The following is a 23,119-nucleotide window of genomic DNA, read 5'->3' as shown; positions in this document are numbered from 1 at the left end:
GAGGAATCCGGGCGAGGCCGGATATCGACTCGGCGGTTCGTCCACGGTGCTCACCTCCCGGGTTCGGATGCGGGCTCGTCCAAGGGACGTAGCTCCGCGGTGGAGTGTCCACAGCACAGGAGGAAAGGATCGAGGTCGCGACGCGACCGCGTGTGAATACCGACACGGACGAGCCGCCCTGTCGAATTCGACACCCCCACGTACGAGTTTTGGCACTGCACGACGTGTCCCGCACCACTGCGGGAAGCCACTTTGGGTCACCCCTTAAGCCGGGGAGACCTGTCCTGACCTTGGGCGTCTCTCGACGTCGTGAGATCAGTGGCCTGTGTTCGTGCAGACGCCTCACCTAACGAGGTGCTGCGCCGACAATCAATCACTGCGGCGAGGAGATGTCAACCCACATGCGGTGGATCGTCGATCCCGTTGCTCCCAAAGATCGACCAGAACTATTGGCCAACTGCATGATTGGATAAAGTATCGGCGAAACATAGTTCGCAGCAATCTCTTCCATCAACGGAATGATCTTGATTGCCATCGCCCTTGCGGTTTGACATATATCGTGGGTGTCGGCATCATGGGCGGCGTAAAGCACCTCGCTAGGCGAGGCTCCTGCATGAACACAGGCCACTGATCTGACGACGTCGACAGACGCCCAAGGTTAGGACAGGTATTCCCGGATTAAGGGTCTATCCAAAGTGGCTTCTCGAGCGAATCGGGACACGTCATGCAGTGCCGAAGCTCTGACGAGAGGGGTGCCCGATCGGGACAGTGGTCGTCCCGACGCTCTCCCCGTGCTGCGAATCGACGCCCCCGTGCGTCCTGTCCGCGAGGAGGTGAGGAACCCAGTGAGTATCAGCGATAGTCCGTATCCGTCTACGACTTTCATTCGTTCCGAACCGGCCCCGGCGCGGCATCCGCATTCTGCGGCCTGACATCTCGGTAGCCCTGCCCGGCTTCGCCGTCGTCAGCACATCGGCGGCTTCAACCGAGTTCCGGCAAGGCATTCGATCAGGCAGCTGAGCATCGCCTTCGCCTCCGGGTCGGCTCCTCCGACAGGAGAGCAACATGGCTTTTGTTATTACGCAACCTATTTCGACTGCTCGCGAGTCCGCGACGCTGCGTGCGATCTGCCGCGCGGCGAACCGGGCGTGGGGGCATCGCAACCTGACCCCGCAGGAGCGGGCCAACCTGTATGCGTCACGAACACCGGTGGCAGTGATCACCGCCTCCATGGGCGGCCACCCGAACCCGGGTGGAGATCGTCGCTGGTGACACCACACGGGAGAGCCTCGTACCCTCCCATATTTCTCGAGCACTCCGCTCCGCCCCACCGGGGGCGGAGCGGGAATGCTGTGTGACCCACGCCACAAGTCATCTCTCTGGCACATACCCCCTGGGGGTACTATCTTCAGTGTCGGAAACACCGACACGACGAGAGGCCGAGACATGAGCACCAACACGCACGGCGACCACGCTGCTGCCCACCACCACGGCCATTCGGCGGCCACCGCGCACGCCGGTCATGACCACGCCGCTCCCACACACCAGGCCCCGGCCTGCCACCACGCTCACGGCGCGAGCGCACCGGGCGGTCTCCAGATCACCCAGGACGGATACACGCTGGATCTCGCCGAGACCATCGTCGCCCCCGGCGAGATCGACTTCCGATTCCGCATCCTCGGCCCGGACGGGCGACCGGTCACCGACTACAAGCCGATCCACGACCGAGACCTCCACCTCATCGTGGTACAGCGCGAACTGACCGGGTTCTGGCACGTGCACCCCGAGCTCGCGGCGGACGGCACCTGGTCGGTTCGGCTGAACCTGCCCCAGGCCGGCGCCTACCGCGTGTTCACCGACGTCTCACCCACGCTCCTCGAGAAGACGATCACCCTCGGTGCCGATCTCGCCGTCGCGGGTGCCTACGACCCGCAGCCGACGCCGAGCCAGAACCGCACCGCCGTCGTCGACGGCTACGAGGTGACTCTCGACGGAGACCTCGTCACCGGTGACGGCGACCTGCTGACCCTGACCGTGCGCAAGGACGGCCGGCCCGTCTCCGACCTGCAGCCCTACCTGGCCGCCTTCGGCCACCTGGTGGTGCTCCGCGCCGGCGATCTGGCCTACGTCCATGTCCACCCGAACGGCGAACCCGGCGATGGGGTCACGGCTCCCGGCCCGGAGATCACCTTCCACACCGCAGTACCCGGCGCCGGAACCTACCGACTCTTCCTCGACTTCAAGCATGACGGCGCCGTCCGCACCGCTGCGTTCACCGTCACCGCTCACCAGCACTGACGCCACCACGACTGAAGGAAATCCCATGTGCGACTGCCACTGTCCGCGATCCCGTGGCCCACCCGTACCCATCTCCACGCCTTCGAAGGAAGCACCCGCAATGCAAGAACCGACCATCACCTCGCTGTTCGCCCACCGCGACTATCTGCGACTGTTCACCGCCCAGGTCTCGGCCCTGTTCGGCACCGGATTGACCACCGTCGCACTGGGACTGCTCGCCTATGAACTGGCCGGCTCCGACGCGGCCGCTGTGCTCGGTACCGCGCTGACGATCAAGATGATCGTCTACGTCACGGTCGCCCCGATCGTCGCCGCCTACGCCGACCGGTTCCCCCGCCGCCTCTTCCTGGTCGGGCTCAACGTAGTCCGCGCCGCGATGGTGCTGACGCTGCCGTTCATCGATCAGATCTGGCAGATCTACGTGCTGATCGCGGTGCTGCAAACCGCCTCGGCCGCGTATACCCCCACCTACCAGGCGATCATCCCCGACATTCTCCCCGATGAGCGCGAATACACCAGGGCGCTGTCGGCCGCGCAGCTCGCCGCGACGATGGAGACACTGCTGAGCCCGATGCTGGCGGCGGTGGCGCTGACCCTGGTCAGCTTCCATTGGCTGTTCGTCGGCACCGCCATCGGATTCGCGGTCTCGGCCGTCCTGGTGATCGCGACCCGCATTCCCGACGCCGGCGCCACCGCGGAAGGCAGTTTCCGGGATCGGATCGCGGTGGGCATGCGGATCTTCGTCGCCACGCCGCGGCTGCGCGGACTGCTCGGCCTGAACCTGGTCGTCGCGGCTGCGGGTTCGGTGATCATGGTCAATACCGTCAACTACGTCCGTGACACGCTCGGCGGTACCCAGTCCGGAGTGGCACTGCTGCTGGCCGCCAACGGGTTCGGCACGATGCTCGTCGCACTGTCGGTACCCAGGGTCCTCGACCGGCTCGGGGCCCGGCCGGTGATGTTGGCGGGCGGCGCGTTCCTGATCGCCGGTCTCGGCTCGGCGGTCGCACTGTCTGCCGCGGGCGGAGGCGACTGGCGCTGGGTCGTCGCGATCGGGGTGTGGGCCGTGATCGGCGCGGGCACGGCGGCGGTGCTCACCCCCACCGGCCAGGTGCTGCGGCGCTCGTCGCAACCCGCCGACCGGCCGGCGCTCTTCGCCGCCCAGTTCTCGCTGTCGCACCTGGCCTGGCTGGTCACCTACCCGATCGCCGGGTGGCTGACCACCACCGGTCTCACCACCACCTGGGCGACGCTGGCCGTGATCGCGACCATCGGAATCGCCGTGGCAGTGCGGATGTGGCCGCGCCACGACCCCGCGGAGATCACGCACCTGCACGAGGCCGGGTCCATCGACCCTGCCCGCCTGGCCGACGCCGACCGCGTTGGCGATCGCCTCTACCGGCACACCCACGTGTTCGTCATCGATGCCGAGCACCGGCGTTGGCCCACCGGATCACTGCGGGAGCATGCCCTGGCCGGATGAGCACTTCCGGTTCCGCAGGCGCGCCTGCGAATCCCGGCCCGGCCCAGGATCATTCGATCCGGGCCGGGCCACGACCGATCCCTACCCTCGCTCACTGTCGATGACGGCAACGCCGTAGGAGTCCGCCGCTCTTCGGAACTGCTCCTCGAGACGTGGCCAACGGTCCTCGGCACCAAAGCGGGAGAGGGCACCCCGGTACTGCTCGCGCGCGCCGGACTCGTCACCCGTCGCCAGTCGGTAGCGGAGCACGTCGAAGTCGATGTCCGACCCCACGGAATGGGCGACATCGTCGGGGCCACCCAGCTGGCCCATCACCGCCAGCGCACTGGTGAGTGCCGCACGCAGCTGTTCGGCGACTGCCGGAACATCGATGTCGGCGTGCACGGTCACATGTGGCCCGATCCCGGTCGCAATGTTCTCGATCCGACGCCGGTACTGGCAGTCGACCTCGGCCGGGCGTTGCTGTGGTGTCCGTCCGATCACCCTGTCGAACTCCGCCGAATAGACACCACAGTTGACGTAGAACCGGATCGCCTCGTGGCTGTTGCCCGCCGACCGTTGCAGGTTGATGACGTCGACCAGACCATCCCGCTCCCGCGTGAACGTGAGCTTTCGCTTCCGGAATCCGTGCTCCTTCAGGAGCGGAACAGCACTCTCACCGAGAAGGGTGGCAAATGCTTCTTCAGCCGACGGATGCTCCATCCGACCATGCTCGCAGACCAGGCGGCCGGCGGTACGTCGACCACCGGCCGCTCGCGTGGACGTGTCAGCTTCCGCCGGCCGTAGAGAACTGCTCGCGCAAAGTGAGCTTCTTGAACTTGCCGGTGGCCGTTCTCGGAATGGCGGAGACGAACTCGAATCGCTCGGGCAGCTGCCACCGCGCGAAGTCGGTCGACAGATGTTCACGCAGCAGCTCCGGGTCCGCCGCCATGCCGTCCCGGAGCACCAGTACCGCCAAAGGACGCTCGCCCCAGCGCGGGTCGGGTACCGCGATCACCGCTGCCTCTGCCACCGACGGGTGCGCCATGAGGTGGTTCTCGAGATCGACCGACGAGATCCACTCACCGCCGGACTTGACCAGGTCCTTGGATCGATCGCAGATTCGGATGCAGCCGCGGTGGTCGATGCGGACGATGTCGCCCGTCCGGAACCAGCCGTCATCGGTGAAACTGTCTGCGCCCTTGCCGTTGTGGTAGGCGGCCGTCACCCACGGTCCGCGCACCTCGAGCTCGCCCATGGCCAGGTCGTCCCACTCGATGAACCCGCCGTCCTCATTGCGGGCCCGGATGTCGACGAACGGCATCGCGATACCCTGCCTGGCCCGGAACGCGTACCGCGCGTCGGCCGGGCTCTGGCGAAGGTCGGTGGGGAGTCGGCTGACGGTGCCCAACGGTGCCGTCTCGGTCATTCCCCAGGCCTGGACGACCGTCAGACCGTGCCGGTCGTAGCCCTCGAGCAGGCTGCGCGGCACCGCCGCCCCGCCGACGATCAGGCGATCGAGGTGGCGCAGGTCCCAGCGCTGCGGCTGCGAGTCGAGCGCGTCGAGCATCGCCATCCACACCGTCGGAACCCCCGCCGTCATGGTGACTTTCTCGTCCTCGATCAGGTCGAGCACGCTGACCGGGTCCAGCCTCGGACCGGGCAGGACCAGCCGCGCGCCGAGCAGCGCGGCGGCGTATGGAAGGCCCCAGGCGTTGGCGTGGAACATGGGCACGACCGGCAGCAGGGTGTCCTGCGTCGAGACCCCCAACGCATCGGGCAGTGCCGCGGTCAACGAATGAAGCACCAGCGCCCTGTGCGAGTACACCACGCCCTTCGGCCGCCCCGTGGTGCCGGACGTGTAACACATTGCGCCGGCGCGTCGTTCATCGAGAACGGGCCAGGTCATCGGCTCGGCGTCATCGACCAGGGCCGCGTAGTCGAGCGTCCCTTCCGGTGGCGCACCGCCGTACGCGACGACGATGATGTGCTCGAAATGGTGCGCATCAGCGAAGCTGTAGAACACATCGAGCAGGGATTCGTCGACGACGATCACCCGATCCTGTGCGTCGCCGACGATGAAGGCGAGCTCGTCGGAGTGCAACCGCGGGTTCAGTGTGTGCACGACCGCACCCATCGCAGGGACCGCGAAGTACAGCTCGAGGTGCTCGGCCTGATTCCACAACAGCGTGGCCACCCGATCACCCTCGCCGACGCCGAGATCGGCCAGCGCGGTGGCGATCTGACGCGCCCGCCGCGCACACGACCCGAGGGTGGTCCGGGCGATGCTGCCGTCGGGGCGGCGTGTGACGACGTCCTTTCCACTGTGGAATCGCTCGGCTCTCTCGACAACCGCGGTCAGCGACAGCGGGTAGTCATCCATGGTCAGGCCATTGATCACGTGACACTCCTAGATTGGGCAGATTTCGGCGAGGGCACTGTCACGGATCACGCGTGGTGGGTGAACCCGACCTGGCCCGGGCGGCGGTTCGGTGCATATCCGAGCCTGGCGAGGGTCTCGTCGGCGTCGGCGTATGTGGTGCCGATCTTGTAGATGTCGCGAGCGTCCTTTCCGGTGGCGACCTCACGTCCGAGTTCGCCGGCGATCCGGACCAGTTGCTGGATCTGCTCGACCGAGGTCATCCTCTGGCCCTTGCGGCCCCAGATGGTGTCCTCGTTGCCGCAGCGGGTGTGCAGGCCCATCGCGATCGCCATCGTGTTGACGGGCAGCACGCTGCGCATCAGGGACTCCAGGGTCAGGGCCGCACCGTCCGGGACACGCTGGATGAAGTTCATGATGTTGTACGGGTTCGGACCCTCCATACCGCCGCCGATACCGGTCCAGGTCACATTCAGCGGGCCGGTGTAGACACCGCGGCGGATGAGCCGCTCGACGCTCTCGAGCCCGGTGATGCCGGTCAGTGCGAACAGGGGCTGGATGCCGGCGGTCTGCAGCCGTCGCAGGTGCTCCTCGACCCAACCCGGTCCGGCCGGGATCGTCATCTCCCGGTACGTCTCCTGCAGTTCCGGACGCGCCAGGGAAGTGCCCGCGATGTCGTCCGCGGTCAGCAGCTCCGCGATGTTCATCTGGCTGGTGTTGATCGCGATCGTCACCTGGTCCGGCTTCGGGTCGAGCTCGGCGAGCATGTGCCGGGTATCATCGGAGAGCCACTTCGCCTCCGCTCCTTCGCCTTCCGGTGCGAACGAGATCGAGCCGCCGACCTGCAGGACCATCTCCGGGACGGCCTCACGCAGCCTGCCAAGTAGTTCGTTGAACTTCGAGAGCCGCTTGCTGCCCTTGCCGTCGAGCTCACGGACGTGGATGTGCAGCACCGACGCGCCGGCCTCGTAGCAATCCACGGCCTGCTGGACGTGCTCGTCCATCGTCAGCGGCAGGTCCTCGCGGAAGTCGTCCGGCTCCCACTCGGGCCCGTACGGCGCGGCCGTGATGACGAGCTTCTCCTGATTCTCGGGGAAGAGTGCGTCGTCGTGAAAGTGCATGGTGGTGCTCCTGTCTGAAGTATTGGAAAGTGTTGCCGAGGAATGGCGTTCGAGGAACCTAGCGTCGGCGGCGGTCAGATGACGGCGCCACCGTTGGGGCTTATGACCTGACCGACCAGGTAATGGGTCTCACCGGCGAGGTAGACGGCGAGGGAGGCGTACTCCTCGGGCGTGCCGAGTCGACCCACGGGAATGATCTGGTACAGGCTGCGCTTCTGCTCGTCGGTCGCGTGGTCGAGGTATTCCTGGAACGGAGGCGTCAGGACACCTCCGCAGGCGATGGCGTTGACGTAGACGCCTGCGCCCGCGACGTCGAGGGCGACGGTCTTGGTCAAACTCACGACGGCGGCCTTGGCGGCCGAGTAGCCGGGGCTGTGCGTGCTCGCGGTAGAGGTGCCGGCGACCGACGCGATATTGATGATGCGGCCGTAGCCCTGAGGCTCCATGAACCTCAATGCCTCACGGGTGCAGTAGAAGACACCGTGGACGTTGACGTCCCACCACTTGAGCCAGTCGTCGTCGGTGAGGCTGCTGGTGATACCGATGGACTGGCGTTCCATCGGTGTGGTGACATAGGCGTAGTGCTTGTTTCTGCGAACCTCGTCGGCCGGGGAGTTCGGCACGCGGGCGGCGTTGTTGACGAGGATGTGGACGGTCCCGAACTGCTCGCCTGCGCAGGCGAACATCTCCGAGACCTCCTCCCGCGAAGAGACGTCGCACCGGATGGGCAGACTCTTGCGGCCGAGGGCCTCGATCTCCGCGGAGACCTCTTTCAGCCTGTCCTCCTGTACATCGCAGAGCACCAGGTCTGCGCCTTCTTGCGCCATGGCCAGGGCAATCGACCTGCCCAGGCCCTGCGCTGCTCCGGTGACGACGGCAACCTTGTCGAGTAGCTGCTGCAACTCTCTGCTCTCCTTCAGTGGATGGATTGGACGAGCCGTCTCGACACTCCTGGCGATGACAGGCTCGGATGAGCGTGGGGATCTATACCGGCGACGCGAGCGCGTCAGTCGAGGCTTCCGATATCTCGCCGGAGGTCTTCAACTCCACCGAAGCAAGCTTGCGGAGACCGACGGGATAGAGCCTCATACCGAGGACCAAGACCACGATCGAGAGGACGGAGGCAAGCGGAACCCATTGCAACGCACCGAGCAGACCCAGTCGATCGGACATCAGCCCGACGACGAGGGGGCCCAGTGCAAGTCCGAAGACGTTGTTCGCGAGGGTGCCGACGCCGAAGGCCGAAGCCTGGATCGACGGGTGGGACAGGCTGGCCACGACCGCCGTCGTGGCACCGGTGAATCCGGAGCAGAAGAATGCCCCGATGCCGATCAACGTCAGCTGCGCCGGCCCGTTGTCGAGTTGGAAGCCGATCATCAGGCTCACCATCGAGATGGCGCCGTACGCGATCGCGGCACTCCACCTGCGTTCGGGTCGCCGTCGCCCGGTCCGGTCGGCAGCGATACCACAGAGGACCGTTCCCGCACCGATCAAGAGCACGAAGGCCGAGGCCGCCAATCCGGCATCCGTGGCCGCCATGTCGTGGTAGCGGTTGAAGTAGCTGGGAAGCCACGCAAGCAGCACACCCGCGACGAAGAACTGCATTCCCGCACCGACATATGCACAGGTCAGAGACGCGTTGGTGAACAGACTCGAGATGGGCGCGCGTCCATTCCCTGGAGCGCGCGTCCCGGGAATCTGCTGATCAGCGGCATGACGCGCCAGTCGCTGCTCGTTGACGAGGATCCGGAACAGGACGACCAGGCACAGGCCGAAGGCCGCCATGATCACGAACGCCCCTCGCCAGCCGAGCCGATCCGCGAGAACTCCGCCGAGCGCGACACCCACGACCGAGCCGAGAAACCCTGCACCGATGACGGAGCCACTGAGCGAAGCATGCAGTCGTGGGGAGAAGACTCCCAGAATCACGGCCATGCCCACGCTCGCGTAGGCGGCCTCACCGAACCCGATCAGGAATCGTGCGCCGAATAGCTGCGCGTAGTTTCCCGCCGCAGCGCACAGGATCGTGGCAACGCTCCACATGCCGGCCATGACCACCACGCTCCTGACGCGACCCCAACGGTCGGCGACCAGCGAAATCGGCAGCGCCAACACACCGACAGTCAAGGCCACGACACTGGTCAGACCCGCAAGTTGCGAGTCCGACAGGTGCCACTCGGCCTTCAGTACCGGGAAGACCGAGCTGAGAACCTGGCGGGACATGTAGTCCGACATCATGAGGCCGAGGATCAGGGCGAAGACCACCCATGGATAGCTCTTCGAGCGGTTGCCTGCGCCGGGAACCTCTCGGGACGGCGTGAATTCCTGGGGCTCCAGTTCCATGCGTGCTCCTGTTCGTGAAAAGCGCGTCGGGCGGCGCGTCTCGGATATGGCCGGTTCGGAGAGCTCGCCGCGGTCCTGAACCAGGGGACTTGCCCGAAAATCGACCGAGGGGCGGATTCGACAAGTGCGGGTGACCCAGGTCACGCTATACGGATTGGGTCGGCATCACTTGACCCATTGGGACGCATTCTTTGACAGTTTGGGACAGGGGCAATCGATGACGGTGCTGAAGGTGCGGAGTTCGGCTCTGACCGGGTATGTCGAGTTGACGCAGTCCCTCGGCTCGGAGCCCGATCCGTTCATGCGCGCTGTTGGCATCGACCCGACCGTCTTGGCGATGCCGAACAAATGGCTTCCCGCGGAACACGTCGACGAACTCTTGGAGCGCACAGCTCTTGCGACGTCCTGCGTTGACTTCGGGGTCAGGATGGCGGATGGAAGGACGGTGTCGATCCTCGGCGCTGTGGGTTTGGCCGCCAGAGAAGAGCCAGATATCCGGAGCGCGATCGCGCTCATCCTGCGTCACATGCGGCTACACAACGAGGCGATTCAGATTCGGCTCGTCGAGCTGAACGGGCTCGCATCACTGCAGATCGAGCCCGCAACAGGGATGACACTCGGTCGCCAGTCCATCGAACTGGTCATCGCTTCGTTGGCCCGGATCCTCAGCGCGTTCCTTCCCGAGGACTGGCGGCCACTGTCCACGTGCTTCGTCCACGAAGCACCGCCCACACTCGACGTCCATCACCGAGCGTTCGGGACGGACATCGCCTTCGAACAAGACTTCAACGGTTTCGTGCTCTATTCGAGCGATCTGGACTCCGTCAACCCGTTGTCGGACCCGATGCTCCAGCCCTATGCACGGCAGTACCTGGATCTGCTCGCGCCACCCGAGGATGCCTCCGCCGTCGGACGCGTGCGCGACATCATCGAGGCCCTCCTCCCGGGCGGGAGCTGCACCGCGGCCCGTATTGCGCGCAGTCTCGGCATGGACCGGCGGACCCTGCATCGACACCTGTCTCGGGCGGGCGAAACCTACTCGTCCGTTGTCGATTCGGTGCGCGCAGACCTCGCCCGGCGATACATCACGCGTGGGGACAGGAACCTCACCGACATTGCGTGTGAACTCGGGTTCTCGGATCTGAGCGCCTTCTCGCGTTGGTTCCGCCGACAGTTCGGCCTCAGCCCAACCGCATGGGCCGCCAAGGAATCTGAACCCCGCCCGAGGCTGCGAGAAGGCCCTCCGGCCTCGTAACGCTCGGGCCTGCTGCACCATCACATATCAGGTCAGTGGTGCCGCAGGCGTTTCCTCCCAGGCATCTCCGGTCCACGAGATGTCGATGGCGTACTCACTGTTCACCCCGGCGGCCCAGTAGTCGACGATGCCGTGGTGTGCCGAATCGAGTTCGACCCAGCCGATATTGAACTCGCCACGCAGAACCTGTTGGGCGCGCCGATCGATGTCGCCCAGCGACGCGCAGAGCCCGCGGATTCGCGACTCGATCCAGTCCGCTGATGGATCCAAGACCGTGATCTCCAAGCTGCCCTCCCTCAGCGGAATCACGATCAGCAGCTCGCCGGAGCTCGGTCGCACCTCGCGAGTCGCATGATGCTCATAGGCACGCAACAGGTCTCGCGGTTCATAGGGCACAGGCGTTGCACCGGACCGTCTGAACCGAGCGAATCGAAACACAGACCCATTCTGGCTCACCCCGAGCTCGCTGCCTCCGCGAAGCTGCTCATTGCCATGCGAGAGTTTCGTTTCATGAACGCAGGGGAGTGGACGGACGATTACCAGCCGTTTCCGGAAGACGGACCCTTCACACTGATCGTCGGCACGACAACAAGACCGCATTGATCAATGAGGAGATTGTCCGTATTCACGGAGATGGAAAGGGCATCTACTCCTTTCCCTTTTCAATGTATAGCGCACCGGGGGGCTTGCGGCAAGGCCCGGGTGGTGCCGCAGAATCGCTGGCCTGAGCCAGATTCTGCGGAAATGGGAGTAGCGAAGATGCGTGTGTTGCCGACAACCGGATCGAGCGGGGATGCGACGAAGGACGCCGAGGGGAGCGAGCGCGTGGTCGACACCGACGTGATCATCGTGGGCGCAGGCCCGGCCGGCCTGATGCTGGCCGGTGAACTGCGCCTGGCGGGTGTCCGGCCACTGGTGCTGGAGCGGCAGCCGCAGCTTCGGGACGTTCCGAAGGCCAGCGGCCTCGGCGGGCGGATCCTGGACCTGCTTCGCTACCGGGGCCTACGGGAACGGTTCGACGCAGCCAGCAGCGACCCCAACATTGCTCCCCGATTCCCCTTCGGCGGTCTGCATTTGGACTTCACGCACATGGCGGATCCGCCGATGCGGGCGTTGCCGATCCCACAGGCGGAGATCGAGCGCCTACTCGACGACCGCGCGCACGAACTCGACGCCGACATCCGCCGCGGACACGAGGTGGTCGGTGTGAGTCAGGACGACGCCACCGTGACCGCTGACGTGCGCGGGCCGGACGGGCCGTACCGGGTGACCGCCCGATACCTGGTCGGCTGCGACGGCGGACGCAGCCGGATCCGCGACATGGCCGGTATCCCGTTCCCCGGCACCACCTATCCAGAGGTCAACAGGCTCGCTCAGGTCACCGTGCACGATTCGGTGACGGTGCTCGACAACGGCGACATCGACGTCCCCGGACTGGGCAGGATCCATGCGGGTTTCACCCGGACCGACCACGGCGTGTTCGCGTTCGCGGCCGGCTCAGGCGTTCTGTCCTTCCAGACCACCGAGGGGGAGTCCACCGAGTACGACGATGATGAACCGCTGACACTGGCCGAGCTCGGCGACAGTGTCCGTCGCGTGCTCGGCGCGGATCTTCCCTTGGGAGAACCGATTCGGTTGTCGCGCTATACCTTCACCGATCGCCAGGCGGAGCGGTATCGCGCGGGACGGATCCTGCTCGCGGGCGATGCGGCCCACCTGTTCCCCGCCACGGGCACGGCGCTCAATGTCGGCATGCTCGACACGGTCAACCTTGCCTGGAAGCTGGGTGCCGACATCCACGGCTGGGCACCGGCCGGCCTGCTCGACACCTATCACGACGAGCGCCACTACGCGGGTGGACGTGCCCAGCTTCAGACCCGAGCCCAGGTGGCGCTTCGCCGCGGACACGACCCGGCCTCCGAGGCACTTCGGCAACTCTTCCAGGAACTGGTCGTCGACGAGCCGGCACTGCGCCGCATGGGATCTCTGATCGGCCACAACGACATTCGCTATCCGATGCCGGGCTCCGGGCACCATTCCCTGGCCGGCACCTTTGCACCCGACCTCACCCTGCACACCGACCGGGGCGCCACCAGTGTCGCGGAGCTCATGCACCCCGCGCGGCCGATCCTCCTCGACCTCGCCGATCGCACGGAGCTCCGCGAGATCGCACGGGAATGGGAGCACCGCGTCGACATCCGCGCGGCCGAGACCGATGATCGACCTGCCGACGCCATGCTGATCCGCCCGGACGCCCACATCGCCTGGGCCGCACAGATCAATGAACCCGCCGACACCGCCGCACACGCACTGCGGGAAGCGCTCTCCTGCTGGTTCGGCGAACCCATGAACACGACAGCGCCGATCATCGATCAGCCCTCCGGGGAACGGCCTCCCCTATCGGTGTAAAGCACACGGATGCCCGCGAGCCGTCAGTTCAGGAACCCGATCTCCGACAGCTCAGTCCGGTAGCTTCCCTCGCTTCCGGCCTGAGCTGAGATCCAGACGGTCAACCCGGAATGCGGGGCCGAGTCGGCGAGGGCGATGGGTGTCACCCCCGGCTGCAGGGTCGCGGCGGCCAAGACCGCGGTCTCCTCGAGGACGCCGCCCACCGGAGGCACGGTTCGTATCTCGATGCGGGCACCCGCGGAGGGCGATGCGATCCACACCCCCCTCAGGGTGGTATCCGGGGGAAGCGCCACGGTCAGCCCGACACCGTTCTTGAACTGTGGAAACTGCTGCATGTACGTGTCCGTCGACCAGGCCGTCTCCAGCTTCCCGTCGATGGCCAGTCCACTCGCCAGCGCATTGTCCGGGTACTGCTGGGGCGAGTACACGGCCGATCCACCCGGAGCGACGGGAACCAGTGGCCGCGGCGGCGGGGCCACCTCGTCACCGGAGGGTTCACCAGAGGTGGCGACGGCCTCGGACTCGGGCAGATCGGCCAAGGAAGTCCCGATGAGCCATCCGATCGCGCCGAGCATCGCCACGGCGAGCGCGGCAATGCCTGTCAGCGCAATCGGGCCCAGCTGTCTCGGGTCCCACCGCGCCGCAGACTGCTCCTCGGAGATCGGTGCAGGTGCAGGTGCCGGTGCCGGTGCCGGTGCAGGAACCTCCGGAGGTGGCGGCTGATCCACAATCCTCCGCAGCGCGGTGGCCATCGCACCCGCGGTCGTCCCACCGGCCAGCGGGAGGTCGGGACTCGCGACTCCCGGGGCCAAGGTTCGGATCGCGTGGCGAAGGCCTCGAAGGTCGCCATCGCGGTCGCTGCACGCGGGCGTCCCCGGAAACGCGACATACGCCGTGCCGCCCAGGCTCACCCGCACCCGCACTCGCGGGACGTCTCCGATCGCGAGTACCGCATCGGACTCGTGGGCCTTCTGCATCGCGTCGGCAAGCTCGACGACGGCGCGGGCGACACCCAGGATCGACGGCGAGCCGGACGCCGCCTCCTCCAATGACACGCTGGGAACCCACTCGGCGACCACCGCGCTGAACGAATCCCCGTCGACCATGTCGAGTATGTCAGCGACAGCGGGGGAGCGAACCTGGCACAGCACCGTCGTCCGCGCGAAGACCTCGTTGCCGTTCGAGCGGCCGTGTTGGGTAGCACCGCCATCGATGATGGTCAGCGCGACCTCGCGGTCCAGGGCTCGATCCATCGCATGCCAGAACTCGAAATCGGTGGTCACCCCGCAGCGCCGGAGTAGACGGTAGCGACCCCCTCCGAGAAGTGATCCCGCCGGTCGGGCCGCCCGTTGTGGCTCGTGCACGTCCGTGACGGAACGCATGGCCACGGCCAGGCGCCGGTGAAGCTGACCAGCCTGCATTGCTACCCACCCCCACACCAAAGATCCCGCTCGGGAGCTCGCGAAAACGACGCGGCCCTCCATACGTACCAAGAGAATCGGAATCGGATGCCCTGGCCTGCACCCGATTCTACGAGGGTGCGCGTTTGGTCGAATACCCGTGCAGGATATGGAGAGTCTGCCGTCTGTCCCGGCCCTCCCGAATCGTCACTCGAGCCACCCGACTACAGTGCCGATTCCACCGACGCGGAGTACCGCCGCGCGAGCGTACGCAGATGCGCGACCAGTTCCGGCGGGCCGTCGACGCGGAAGTCCATCATCAGCATGCTGAGGTAGATGGCGATGGTCTCCAGAGCGTCCGCGCCGGTCAGCAGGACGCAGCTGTCCGCGTCGACGGCCTCCACGACACCGACGGCGGGATTGATACGGGCGATCACCGTTTCGGCGGGCGCCAGCACGGTGACGCGGGCATGCACCTTCCAGCCGGTGGTTGCGATGTGGCGCATGACGAAGGCGACCAGGTCCTCGTCGGGCAGTGCGCGGGGCCCGAACCGACGACTACCCGCGGTCGCCCGGCGCACCTGCGCGACGGGAATCGCCCGCCAGGAGTGGATTTCGATGTCATAGGCGACCAGATACCAGCGTCGCTGCCAGTTGATCAGGCGGTAGGGCTCGACTTCTGTGGTGCCGCTCTCGATCTCGATGGACACCGCGGTCGTGTCTCGGATCGCACCCGCGAGGGCGGTGAGCACCGCCGCGGGCACCGGCGCGTCCGGTTCACGCGAACCGGTGGTCGCCGGCCCGATCGCGGTGGCGCTGCGTAGTGCTGTCACCTTACGCTGCAACCGTTTCGGCAGGATCTGTTCCAGTTTCGCCAGGGCCCGCGTGACGCTCTCGGTGATGTCGGCGATGCCGGTCGAACCGTCCGCGGCGAGGTCGATCGCGACGGCGACCGCCACCGCCTCGTCGTCATCGAGCAGCAGCGGCGGCATCGTCGAGCCGCGGCCGAGCCGGTAGCCGCCGATGGCGCCGCGTTCGGCGTGAACCGGGTAGCCGAGTTCACGCAGTCGCTGGATGTCATTTCGCAGGGTGCGGTCGGTGATATCGAGCCGTTCGGCCAGCTCCCTGCCGGTGTGCGCGCGGTCCTGCAGCAGCGAGAGCAGCCGCAGCACGCGTGTTGTGGTGGGCGCCACATTCACCTCCGAAATTATTAGGAACGAATCCAGCCTAATAGCCCCATAGGCTCAGGTCACCACCAGGAAGCACGACGAAAGGCTCACCATGAACCTCACCACCGCCGCCGACGCCACCGCGACCCTGCGCCCCGTGTGGCGCGACGTGCTCTCGACCTCTTACGCGGCGCTGGAGGGCGTCGTCGCGGGGGTCGGCGACCAGCAGTGGCAGCTGCCGACCCCGTGCTCGGAATGGACTGTCGCGCAGGTGATCCAGCACGCCGCGGGTGACCAGCTCGCCTTCGCCCAGGCCCTCGGCGTCGGGGTCGGGCCGGCCTACAACCCCTTCGATCCCTCCGGCGCCATCGACGGCTCGGCCGCGGCATTGGTGCGCGAGGCGATCGAGCAGACCGCCGCCGCGTGGACGACCGTCGCCGACGACACCGAATCCGTCCCGACCCCGCTTCCGCACGGCGCGCTCGCGACCCCGGTCGCCGCGGTGATGGCCGCGCTGGACGCCGCCGTCCACGCGTGGGATATCGCGATCGCGACCGGCCAGCCGTCGCCGCTGACCGATGAACTCGCCGGCCACCTGCTCACCGCGGCACGCACCGCACATCCGGCGCCGGGCAGTGGGGTCGAGGCGGAGATCGTGGAGCCGCTGCGCCAGTGGGGCGCGTATGCCGCGGTGGTCGAGGGGGAGTCGGGCGATACCGCGACCGCCGAGCTGCTGCGCTACCTCGGACGCGAACCGCGCGCCTGACCCTGGCGTGCGCGCAGGCTCCGACGACCGGCACCCTCGACTGCCGAACATGCTGCATTCAAGAAGCCGCCCCTCCCGCGATGGGGAGGGGCGGCTTTCTGAATTGGTACTGGCAGTGGGCTAGAAGGGACGGCCCAGCATCGTCGCGATCAGTTGCAACGGCATCGTGATGAACGACGCGCCGACGAAGAGCGCAGATCGCAGCGGATCACCGGCCAGGTACCCCTCGCGGATCCATTCCAGAGCATCGACAGCCGAACCCATGTGCTTCCCTCCCTGTTCGTTTGCAATACATCGGAACTGTCGGCCGCAAAAGTGATTCCGTTACACAACGAAACTTCCGCCGTACCCACGCATGCTCCGGCCGCTGTTCGGCCCCCCGTTCACGACCAGGAGGGGGGACCACACCACGCCGCTTCGCGGAGAGAAGTGCGCTCAAACAAGGAATGGAAAGGAGTACTCGCTCCTTTCCACTTTCAACATATAGCGCACCGGGGGGCTTGCGGCAAGACCCCGGTGGTGCCGCAGAATCGCTGGCCGAAGCCAGAACCTGCGGAAATGGGGGCACATGTCGACTCAGGGACACGAAGACGAGTTGCGGTCCGAGCGGAACCACGTGGCCGGGCTCTACGCGCGGCTCGACGCGGAGCGCGCGCGGGTGAAGGGTCGATACGGCGCGGCGTTGCGGGGGCCCATCGACGCCGAGAACGGCGGGACACTCGTGGACCGGGACGCCGAGGTGCGCGCGCTGGCGCGGGAGGTGAATCGGCTGGACGTGGCCGACAACGGGCTGTGTTTCGGTCGGTTGGACACCCTTTCGGGCGAACACTCGTACGTCGGCCGGATCGGCATCTTCGACGAGGCGAACGACTACGAACCGCTGCTGCTCGATTGGCGGGCACCCGCGTCACGCGCGTTCTACGTCGCCACCGCCGCCAGCCCGGAGAACATGCGCAGGCGCCGCCAGTTCCACGCTCGGGGGCGTCAGGTTGTCGATTTCACCGACGAGGTGCTCGGCCGCCCGGACGGTGCCGACGATGACGGCAGGGGAGACTCCGCCCTGCTCGCGGCGGTCAATGCGCCGCGCGGCGAGGGAATGCGCGACATCGTGGCGACGATTCAGGCCGAACAGGACCGAATCATCCGGCTCGACCACCCCGGGGTGCTGGTGATCGAGGGCGGCCCCGGCACCGGGAAGACCGTGGTGGCGCTGCACCGTGTCGCGTACCTGCTCTACACACAGCGGGAGCGGATGGAACGCCACGGGGTGCTCGTGGTCGGGCCCAACCCGGCGTTCCTGAACCACATCGGCCGCGTTCTGCCATCGCTGGGCGAGTCCGACGTGGTGTTCATGACCGCAGGCGATCTCGTGCCCGGTCTGAGCGTCACCGCCGAGGACACCCCGGAAGCCGCGCGGTTCAAGGGTTCGCTGAAGGTCCTGGACGTGCTCGCGGCGGCGATCGCCGATCGGCAGCGACTGCCACCGGATCCGCTGCCGATCGAGCTGTCGGACGTCGCGGTTCGGATCGACGCCGAGACCGCGGAGTGGGCCAGGGAGGAGGCGCGCGCGAGCGGGCTGCCGCACAACGAGGCCCGCGCGGTGTTCCGCGAGATCGTGACCTACGTGCTCACCGAACGGGCGGTGGCCCGGATCGGCCCGGGCTGGCTGACCAGGAAGGACGGGCAGGCCTGGGAGGAGTTGCGGGCGGACCTGGTCGCCGAGCTCGCCGACAACGACGCGTTCGTCGCCGCGCTCGACGAACTCTGGCCGATCCTGACGCCGGAAACACTTCTGGCACAGCTGTACACGTCCCCCGAACGCCTGCGCGCGGCGGGCGCAGACCGGGCGCTGCTGCGTGCCGACGGCGAAGCCTGGACGGTGTCGGACGTGCCGCTGCTCGACGAGCTGGTCGACCTGCTCGGCCCGGACCCGTCGGCCGAGCAGGCCGCGGAGCGGGAGCGGAAGGCCGCGGCCGAGGCCGAGGCGGCGTACGCGGCCGGCGTGCTCGACCTCATGGTCGGCCGTGAGGACCACATGGACGACGACGACCACTTGTTCGCAACGGATCTGCTCTACGCGGAGGACCTTGCTGATCGCTTCCTCGAGCGGGACACCAGGGAACTCGCCGAGCGCGCCGCGGCGGACCGGGACTGGACCTACCGGCACGTCGTGGTCGACGAGGCGCAGGAACTGTCCGAGATGGACTGGCGGGTGCTGATGCGACGCTGCCCGGACCGGTCCTTCACGGTGGTGGGCGATCTCGCCCAACGCCGGTCGGCGGCCGGAGCGACCTCCTGGGACACGGTGTTCGAACCGTATGTGCCCGGCCGCTGGGCCTACCGGTCGCTGTCGGTGAACTACCGCACCCCGGCGGAGATCATGGGCGTCGCCGGCGCGCTGCTCGCCGAGTTCGCGCCCGGGGTCCGGCCGCCGGAGTCGGTCCGCGCCTGCGGCGTCCGGCCGTGGTCCCGACTGGTCACCGAGGACGAACTCGCGATGGCCATCGAGGAGTTCGTCCGGGACGAGGCCGGGCGCGAAGGCACCAGCGTCGTGATCGGGCCGCCCGGGGTGCCGGGCACGGTTCCCGCGTCGGAGACGAAGGGTCTGGAGTTCGACGCGGTCCTGGTCGTGGAACCGGAACGGATCGTCGCCGACGGGCCGCGTGGTGCGGCCGAGCTCTACGTCGCACTCACCCGCGCCACCCAACGCCTCGGCGTGCTGCACCAGGGTCCGTTGCCACGGGCCCTGACCGGATTGGCCGAAACCGGGGCGCCCGCGCAGGCGGCCGGCTGACGACCGATCGAAAGTCGATTCGCCAACAGCCACCCTCCGGAAACGCCCTCGACCTATGGTGAAACGCGTTACAGAAGACGCGTCCACCTCAACGAAGGAGTGCCCGTGCACACACCCCTGTGCGACGAACTCGGCATCGAGTTCCCCATCTTCGCGTTCACCCACTGCCGCGACGTCGTGGTTGCCGTCAGCAAGGCAGGCGGCTTCGGCGTCCTCGGCGCGGTCGGGTTCACTCCCGAGGAGCTGGAAATCGAGCTGAACTGGATCGATGAGCACATCGGCGACCATCCGTACGGGGTCGACATCGTCATCCCGAACAAGTACGAGGGCATGGACTCGAACCTGTCGGCGGACGAGCTGACGAAGATGCTGCAGTCGATGGTGCCGAAGGAAACCCTCGATTTCGGACGCAAGATCCTCACCGACCACGGCGTGCCCCTGCCCGACGACGGCAGCGAGAACGCGTTGCAGCTTCTCGGCTGGACGGAGGCCACCGCCACCCCGCAGGTTGAGGTCGCGCTGCAGCACCCGAAGGTGACGCTCATCGCCAATGCGCTCGGCACGCCGCCGGCGGACATGATCAAGCACATCCACGACGCCGGCCGCAAGGTCGCCGCGCTGTGCGGCTCGCCCTACCAGGCCCGTAAGCACGCCGACGCCGGCGTGGACATCATCATCGCGCAGGGTGGCGAGGGCGGCGGGCACTGCGGCGAGGTCGGCTCGATCGTGCTGTGGCCGCAGGTCGTCAAGGAGGTCGCACCGGTCCCGGTGCTCGCCGCAGGCGGCATCGGCAGCGGCCAGCAGATCGCTGCCGCGCTGGCGATGGGCGCCCAGGGCGCCTGGTCCGGCTCGCAGTGGCTGATGGTCGAGGAGGCCGAGAACACCCCCGTCCAGCAGGCCGCGTACACGAATGCCAGCAGCCGCGACACCGTGCGCAGCCGCTCGTTCACCGGCAAGCCGTGCCGGATGCTGCGCAACGACTGGACCGAGGCGTGGGAGCAGGAGGGCAACCCCGAACCGCTCGGCATGCCACTCCAGTACATGGTGTCCGGGATGGCCGTCGCCGCCACCCACAAGTACCCGGACGAGACCGTCGATGTCGCGTTCAACCCTGTCGGTCAGGTCGTCGGCCAGTTCACCAAGGTGGAGAAGACCTCGGCCGTCATCGAGCGCTGGGTGCAGGAATACCTCGAGGCGACGGGCACCCTCGAGCAGCTGAACAACGCGGCCGCGAACGCCTGACGTTCAGTCCTCGGGAAGGGTCGGGACCGGTGCTCTGCGATCCTTCCCGAGCAAGGCCCGGCGTCAGAGCAGGTCGGCGACCTGCTCGGCCGTCGCTTTGGCCGACTGCGGATTCTGGCCGGTCACCAGTCGGCCATCGACAACGACCTTCGAGGTGAACGGCAGCAGGGCCTTCTCGTAGAGCGCCCCGCGCCGCTTCATGTCCTCCTCGACGTTGTAGGGCACCTTGTCGGCGACCCTGGCGAGCACTTCCTCCCGCCAGGAAAAGCCGGTGAGCCGGCGCCCCGCGACCAGCAGCGTGCCGTCGGACAGCTCCGTGTTCAGCAGGCCGCAATAACCGTGGCAGACCGACGAGACGATCCCGCCGCGCTCGTAGATGTCGCGCGTGATCCGTTGCAAACCAGCGTTATCGGGGAAATCCCACATCACGGCGTGCCCGCCGGTGAAGTAGATCGCATCGAAGTCCGCCGGATCGACCTCGTCCGGCCTGGCCGTGTTCGACAGCAGCGCCTTGCGGGCGTCGTCCGCCAGCCACGCCTTGGCCGTCGCATCGACATTCGGCCATTTGAGGGAGCGAGGCTCGAGCGGCGAGAGTCCACCCTTCGGGCTGATGATGCGCTGCTCGTACCCTTTCGCCGCGAAGATCTCGTGGGCATGGGTGAGCTCCGACAGCCACAGACCGGTCGGCTCGGACGGATCGGCATAGTGCGCGACGTTGGTGACGACGTGGAGTATTCGCTTGGTCACGTTCGATCCTCTTCATCGGCCGCGGGCAATTGCCTTCGCTGATGGATCAAACGTATCGATCACCACGCATACTGGCCAGCGCAATCGCCGGATTCCGTGCGGGTTCCGGTGCCGCCTCACCGGGATCGAGCAAACACCGAGCGGTCACATGGCGCTATCCCGAGGGCTCGTGAACCGTGTTCTCGGGCCCGATCAGATTTTCCGGTCTGAACACGTAGCGCTTGAACCAGCGCGGCATCTCACGTTGAAGCTTCCGGTCGCCGTGTATCCGTACTCCCGGGCGTCCGAGAACATCGGTCCAGGCCAGTTCGCCGAGCCACCACCTGGTCAGCACCCCGGTCGGCGCGGTGAGCCAGACATCGACCGGGGCTCCGGTGTCGTCACGGCACAGATTGATGTTTCTTCGCGACAGGTGCAGCCAGAAGCGGCGGTCGGTGGCCGGACGGTCGGTGAACTCCAGCGCGAGCACGAGCGGTCGCTCGGGCAGGGCGTCGGTATCGACACGCCGCTGCATGTCCCAGGTCAGCGCCGCCGTGTCCAGGTCGTCCTCGGACAGGGCAACGCTGTCGGTGGCGACCGCCCACCGTGCCAGTTCCCGCACCACCGGCGCCAGCGCCAACCCGGTATCGGTTAGCCGGTAGTCGGCGTCGATGATCCCGGCGGCCCGGAGTCCGCGCAGCCGTGCCGACAGCGTGGCCTTGGGGATACGCGGCAGGCCTCGGCGGATGTCCCCGAAAGATGTCGCACCGAGCAGTAGCTCACGCACGATCAGCAGGGTCCACCGCTCGCCCACTACCTCCAGGGCACGCGCGACCGCGCAGAATTGGCCGTATCCGCTCACCCCAGGAGACTAATCCCGAGTCGACGCCGTGCCTGGTTCAAAGTTTGAACTAGCCACAACGGATCGCGGCGCCGAGCATGGTTTCCATGAGTGTTCCGGATACAAACACGCAGCGACTTCACACCTTCGCGATCCCGTTCCGACCCCAATGGTCGGACATGGATCAGAACGGTCACATGCGCACCACCGCTTACCTGGCGGCCGCGGAGAACAGCAGGATGCAGTACTTCGCCGGATCCGGGTTCTCAGCGGGTGAGTTTGCGAGGCGTGGCTTCGGTCCGGTGATCCAAACCGACCAGCTCCGCTACCGCTCCGAGCTGCGCCTGCTCGAACAGGCCGAGCTGTCCCTGCAGATGGCGGGCCTGTCGCCCGACGGCGCCCGCTTCATGATGCGGAACACCTTCACCCGAGCAGACGGCACTGTCGCCGCCACGGTGACCTCGACCGGGGGCTGGCTCGACCTCGGCCAACGGCGTCTGACCAGCCCACCCGAGGATCTGCTTCGGCTACTACGGGATCTGGCCCCCACCGACGACTTCGCCGACCTCAGCACACCACTCGCGGAACGCTGAGCGGCCGTCTCGCTGCCGGCCCGCGCTCAGCTCGGCGCCCTGAGGCTCTTCACCCTGTTCAGGATCGGTGCCCGCCACGCCTCGAGATCCTCGGGGCCGTTCTCGGCCCACAACTCGTGGAGCTCCGATGTGTCGCTGTCAGCGATCGCGCGTTCGAGCGTCGTGAGAATCCAGGCACGCTGCTCGGGGGTCAGGGACCCGACATAGGTTGCGGCGTCGATGCCGTCGAACTGCTGAGGTGCGGGCCGGAGTCCGTGTGCCACCGCGACGACCTCCGCAAGCGCGATGGCGGCCTCCGCCTCGTGCGACTCGAGGTACTC

At 66.9% G+C, this 23,119-nt stretch carries 21 protein-coding genes and 2 riboswitches; of the genes, 8 read left to right on the top strand and 13 right to left on the bottom strand.

Annotated elements, in window-relative coordinates; genetic code table 11:
* Positions 1–187 precede the first annotated feature (187 nt).
* A riboswitch (M-box (ykoK) riboswitch) is annotated at positions 188–361 on the bottom strand.
* A 12-nt stretch (positions 362–373) separates the two neighbouring features.
* Entirely contained in the window at positions 374–592 is a 219-nt protein-coding gene (locus tag BR31_RS31760) for a hypothetical protein (protein WP_156042637.1), read from the bottom strand.
* Positions 586–759: riboswitch (M-box (ykoK) riboswitch) on the top strand. Its footprint overlaps the gene before it by 7 nt.
* Positions 760–1,446: 687 nt before the next feature.
* On the opposite strand from BR31_RS31760, the gene BR31_RS0126225 reads away from it, so the two are divergent.
* Both BR31_RS0126225 and BR31_RS0126220 read left to right on the top strand, forming a co-directional pair.
* Positions 1,447–2,298 carry a hypothetical protein gene (locus BR31_RS0126225; protein WP_027503537.1) on the top strand — a complete coding sequence of 284 codons (852 nt, stop codon included), beginning with the start codon at positions 1,447–1,449 and terminating at the stop codon, positions 2,296–2,298.
* A 100-nt stretch (positions 2,299–2,398) separates the two neighbouring features.
* Positions 2,399–3,781, top strand: a complete 1,383-nt coding sequence (locus BR31_RS0126220; RefSeq protein WP_037178487.1) for an MFS transporter — start codon at positions 2,399–2,401, stop codon at positions 3,779–3,781.
* 81 nt (positions 3,782–3,862) lie between these two features.
* Here the strand turns inward: BR31_RS0126220 and BR31_RS0126215 are convergent, their stop codons facing one another.
* The 5 genes from BR31_RS0126215 to BR31_RS30295 form a co-directional block, all read right to left on the bottom strand.
* On the bottom strand, positions 3,863–4,483 hold the full coding sequence (locus tag BR31_RS0126215) for a DUF4304 domain-containing protein (protein WP_051637762.1): 621 nt from the start codon (positions 4,481–4,483) through the stop codon (positions 3,863–3,865).
* Between the two features lie 64 nt (positions 4,484–4,547).
* Positions 4,548–6,161, bottom strand: coding sequence for a long-chain fatty acid--CoA ligase (locus BR31_RS0126210; protein ID WP_027503534.1), 1,614 nt, complete (start codon positions 6,159–6,161; stop codon positions 4,548–4,550).
* Between the two features lie 47 nt (positions 6,162–6,208).
* Complete coding sequence (locus BR31_RS0126205; protein WP_027503533.1) at positions 6,209–7,261, bottom strand: beta-keto acid cleavage family enzyme; 1,053 nt, start codon at positions 7,259–7,261, stop codon at positions 6,209–6,211.
* A gap of 74 nt (positions 7,262–7,335) precedes the next feature.
* Positions 7,336–8,163, bottom strand: coding sequence for an SDR family NAD(P)-dependent oxidoreductase (locus tag BR31_RS0126200; protein WP_027503532.1), 828 nt, complete (start codon positions 8,161–8,163; stop codon positions 7,336–7,338).
* Positions 8,164–8,245: 82 nt separating this feature from the next.
* On the bottom strand, positions 8,246–9,604 hold the full coding sequence (locus tag BR31_RS30295) for an MFS transporter (RefSeq protein WP_081830696.1): 1,359 nt from the start codon (positions 9,602–9,604) through the stop codon (positions 8,246–8,248).
* Positions 9,605–9,734: 130 nt separating this feature from the next.
* Here BR31_RS30295 and BR31_RS30290 point away from each other — a divergent pair, with 130 nt between their 5' ends.
* Positions 9,735–10,859, top strand: coding sequence for an AraC family transcriptional regulator (locus tag BR31_RS30290; RefSeq protein ID WP_051637761.1), 1,125 nt, complete (start codon positions 9,735–9,737; stop codon positions 10,857–10,859).
* 27 nt (positions 10,860–10,886) lie between these two features.
* Here BR31_RS30290 and BR31_RS0126185 read toward each other — a convergent pair whose 3' ends face one another.
* Entirely contained in the window at positions 10,887–11,198 is a 312-nt protein-coding gene (locus BR31_RS0126185; protein WP_231496709.1) for a hypothetical protein, read from the bottom strand.
* Positions 11,199–11,603: 405 nt separating this feature from the next.
* Between BR31_RS0126185 and BR31_RS30285 the strand changes: the two genes are divergently transcribed.
* A complete protein-coding gene (locus BR31_RS30285) occupies positions 11,604–13,268 on the top strand; it encodes an FAD-dependent monooxygenase (RefSeq protein ID WP_231496708.1) in 1,665 nt (554 codons plus the stop codon).
* Between the two features lie 23 nt (positions 13,269–13,291).
* Here the strand turns inward: BR31_RS30285 and BR31_RS0126175 are convergent, their stop codons facing one another.
* Together BR31_RS0126175 and BR31_RS0126170 are read right to left on the bottom strand one after the other, a co-directional pair.
* Positions 13,292–14,551: a protein kinase family protein gene (locus BR31_RS0126175; RefSeq protein ID WP_027503530.1), complete on the bottom strand. Its 1,260-nt coding sequence runs from the start codon at positions 14,549–14,551 to the stop codon at positions 13,292–13,294.
* Positions 14,552–14,892: 341 nt separating this feature from the next.
* Positions 14,893–15,861, bottom strand: coding sequence for a helix-turn-helix transcriptional regulator (locus tag BR31_RS0126170; protein ID WP_027503529.1), 969 nt, complete (start codon positions 15,859–15,861; stop codon positions 14,893–14,895).
* A gap of 88 nt (positions 15,862–15,949) precedes the next feature.
* Here BR31_RS0126170 and BR31_RS0126165 point away from each other — a divergent pair, with 88 nt between their 5' ends.
* Positions 15,950–16,603: a TIGR03086 family metal-binding protein gene (locus BR31_RS0126165; RefSeq protein WP_051637760.1), complete on the top strand. Its 654-nt coding sequence runs from the start codon at positions 15,950–15,952 to the stop codon at positions 16,601–16,603.
* A gap of 120 nt (positions 16,604–16,723) precedes the next feature.
* Here BR31_RS0126165 and BR31_RS32045 read toward each other — a convergent pair whose 3' ends face one another.
* The gene (locus BR31_RS32045) at positions 16,724–16,867 is read right to left on the bottom strand and encodes a hypothetical protein (protein WP_169922360.1); all 144 of its coding nucleotides are present in this window, start codon (positions 16,865–16,867) and stop codon (positions 16,724–16,726) included.
* Between the two features lie 304 nt (positions 16,868–17,171).
* Between BR31_RS32045 and helR the strand changes: the two genes are divergently transcribed.
* Positions 17,172–19,397 (top strand): RNA polymerase recycling motor ATPase HelR, encoded by a 2,226-nt coding sequence (gene helR / locus BR31_RS0126155; RefSeq protein WP_197023722.1) that lies wholly within the window; start codon positions 17,172–17,174, stop codon positions 19,395–19,397.
* 105 nt (positions 19,398–19,502) lie between these two features.
* Complete coding sequence (locus tag BR31_RS0126150; RefSeq protein ID WP_027503526.1) at positions 19,503–20,639, top strand: nitronate monooxygenase; 1,137 nt, start codon at positions 19,503–19,505, stop codon at positions 20,637–20,639.
* Between the two features lie 63 nt (positions 20,640–20,702).
* Here BR31_RS0126150 and BR31_RS0126145 read toward each other — a convergent pair whose 3' ends face one another.
* Together BR31_RS0126145 and BR31_RS30280 are read right to left on the bottom strand one after the other, a co-directional pair.
* Positions 20,703–21,386 carry a type 1 glutamine amidotransferase domain-containing protein gene (locus BR31_RS0126145; RefSeq protein ID WP_027503525.1) on the bottom strand — a complete coding sequence of 228 codons (684 nt, stop codon included), beginning with the start codon at positions 21,384–21,386 and terminating at the stop codon, positions 20,703–20,705.
* 154 nt (positions 21,387–21,540) lie between these two features.
* On the bottom strand, positions 21,541–22,227 hold the full coding sequence (locus BR31_RS30280; RefSeq protein ID WP_051637759.1) for a winged helix-turn-helix transcriptional regulator: 687 nt from the start codon (positions 22,225–22,227) through the stop codon (positions 21,541–21,543).
* A 77-nt stretch (positions 22,228–22,304) separates the two neighbouring features.
* Here BR31_RS30280 and BR31_RS0126135 point away from each other — a divergent pair, with 77 nt between their 5' ends.
* Positions 22,305–22,799 carry a thioesterase family protein gene (locus BR31_RS0126135; protein WP_081830694.1) on the top strand — a complete coding sequence of 165 codons (495 nt, stop codon included), beginning with the start codon at positions 22,305–22,307 and terminating at the stop codon, positions 22,797–22,799.
* Positions 22,800–22,825: 26 nt separating this feature from the next.
* Here the strand turns inward: BR31_RS0126135 and BR31_RS0126130 are convergent.
* The coding region (locus BR31_RS0126130; RefSeq protein ID WP_027503523.1) for a DUF4259 domain-containing protein at positions 22,826–23,119 on the bottom strand (294 nt) is incomplete at its 5' end.

The sequence above is a fragment of the Rhodococcus sp. UNC363MFTsu5.1 genome, assembly GCF_000686785.1.
GTDB lineage: Bacteria > Actinomycetota > Actinomycetes > Mycobacteriales > Mycobacteriaceae > Rhodococcus_G > Rhodococcus_G maanshanensis.
The sequence above is the reverse complement of the archived record's forward strand: the minus strand, read 5'-3'. Positions and strand labels throughout refer to the sequence as shown.

What these genes read in the sequence shown, in the direction of transcription:
- BR31_RS0126215 (WP_051637762.1), bottom strand. Translation starts at nt 4,483, where the DNA reads ATGGAGCATCCGTCGGCTGAAGAAGCATTTGCCACCCTTCTCGGTGAG.
- helR (WP_197023722.1), top strand. Translation starts at nt 17,172, where the DNA reads ATGTCGACTCAGGGACACGAAGACGAGTTGCGGTCCGAGCGGAACCAC.
- BR31_RS30295 (WP_081830696.1), bottom strand. Translation starts at nt 9,604, where the DNA reads ATGGAACTGGAGCCCCAGGAATTCACGCCGTCCCGAGAGGTTCCCGGC.
- BR31_RS32045 (WP_169922360.1), bottom strand. Translation starts at nt 16,867, where the DNA reads ATGGGTTCGGCTGTCGATGCTCTGGAATGGATCCGCGAGGGGTACCTG.
- BR31_RS30285 (WP_231496708.1), top strand. Translation starts at nt 11,604, where the DNA reads ATGGGAGTAGCGAAGATGCGTGTGTTGCCGACAACCGGATCGAGCGGG.
- BR31_RS0126135 (WP_081830694.1), top strand. Translation starts at nt 22,305, where the DNA reads ATGGTTTCCATGAGTGTTCCGGATACAAACACGCAGCGACTTCACACC.
- BR31_RS0126205 (WP_027503533.1), bottom strand. Translation starts at nt 7,261, where the DNA reads ATGCACTTTCACGACGACGCACTCTTCCCCGAGAATCAGGAGAAGCTC.
- BR31_RS0126220 (WP_037178487.1), top strand. Translation starts at nt 2,399, where the DNA reads ATGCAAGAACCGACCATCACCTCGCTGTTCGCCCACCGCGACTATCTG.
- BR31_RS0126165 (WP_051637760.1), top strand. Translation starts at nt 15,950, where the DNA reads ATGAACCTCACCACCGCCGCCGACGCCACCGCGACCCTGCGCCCCGTG.
- BR31_RS0126225 (WP_027503537.1), top strand. Translation starts at nt 1,447, where the DNA reads ATGAGCACCAACACGCACGGCGACCACGCTGCTGCCCACCACCACGGC.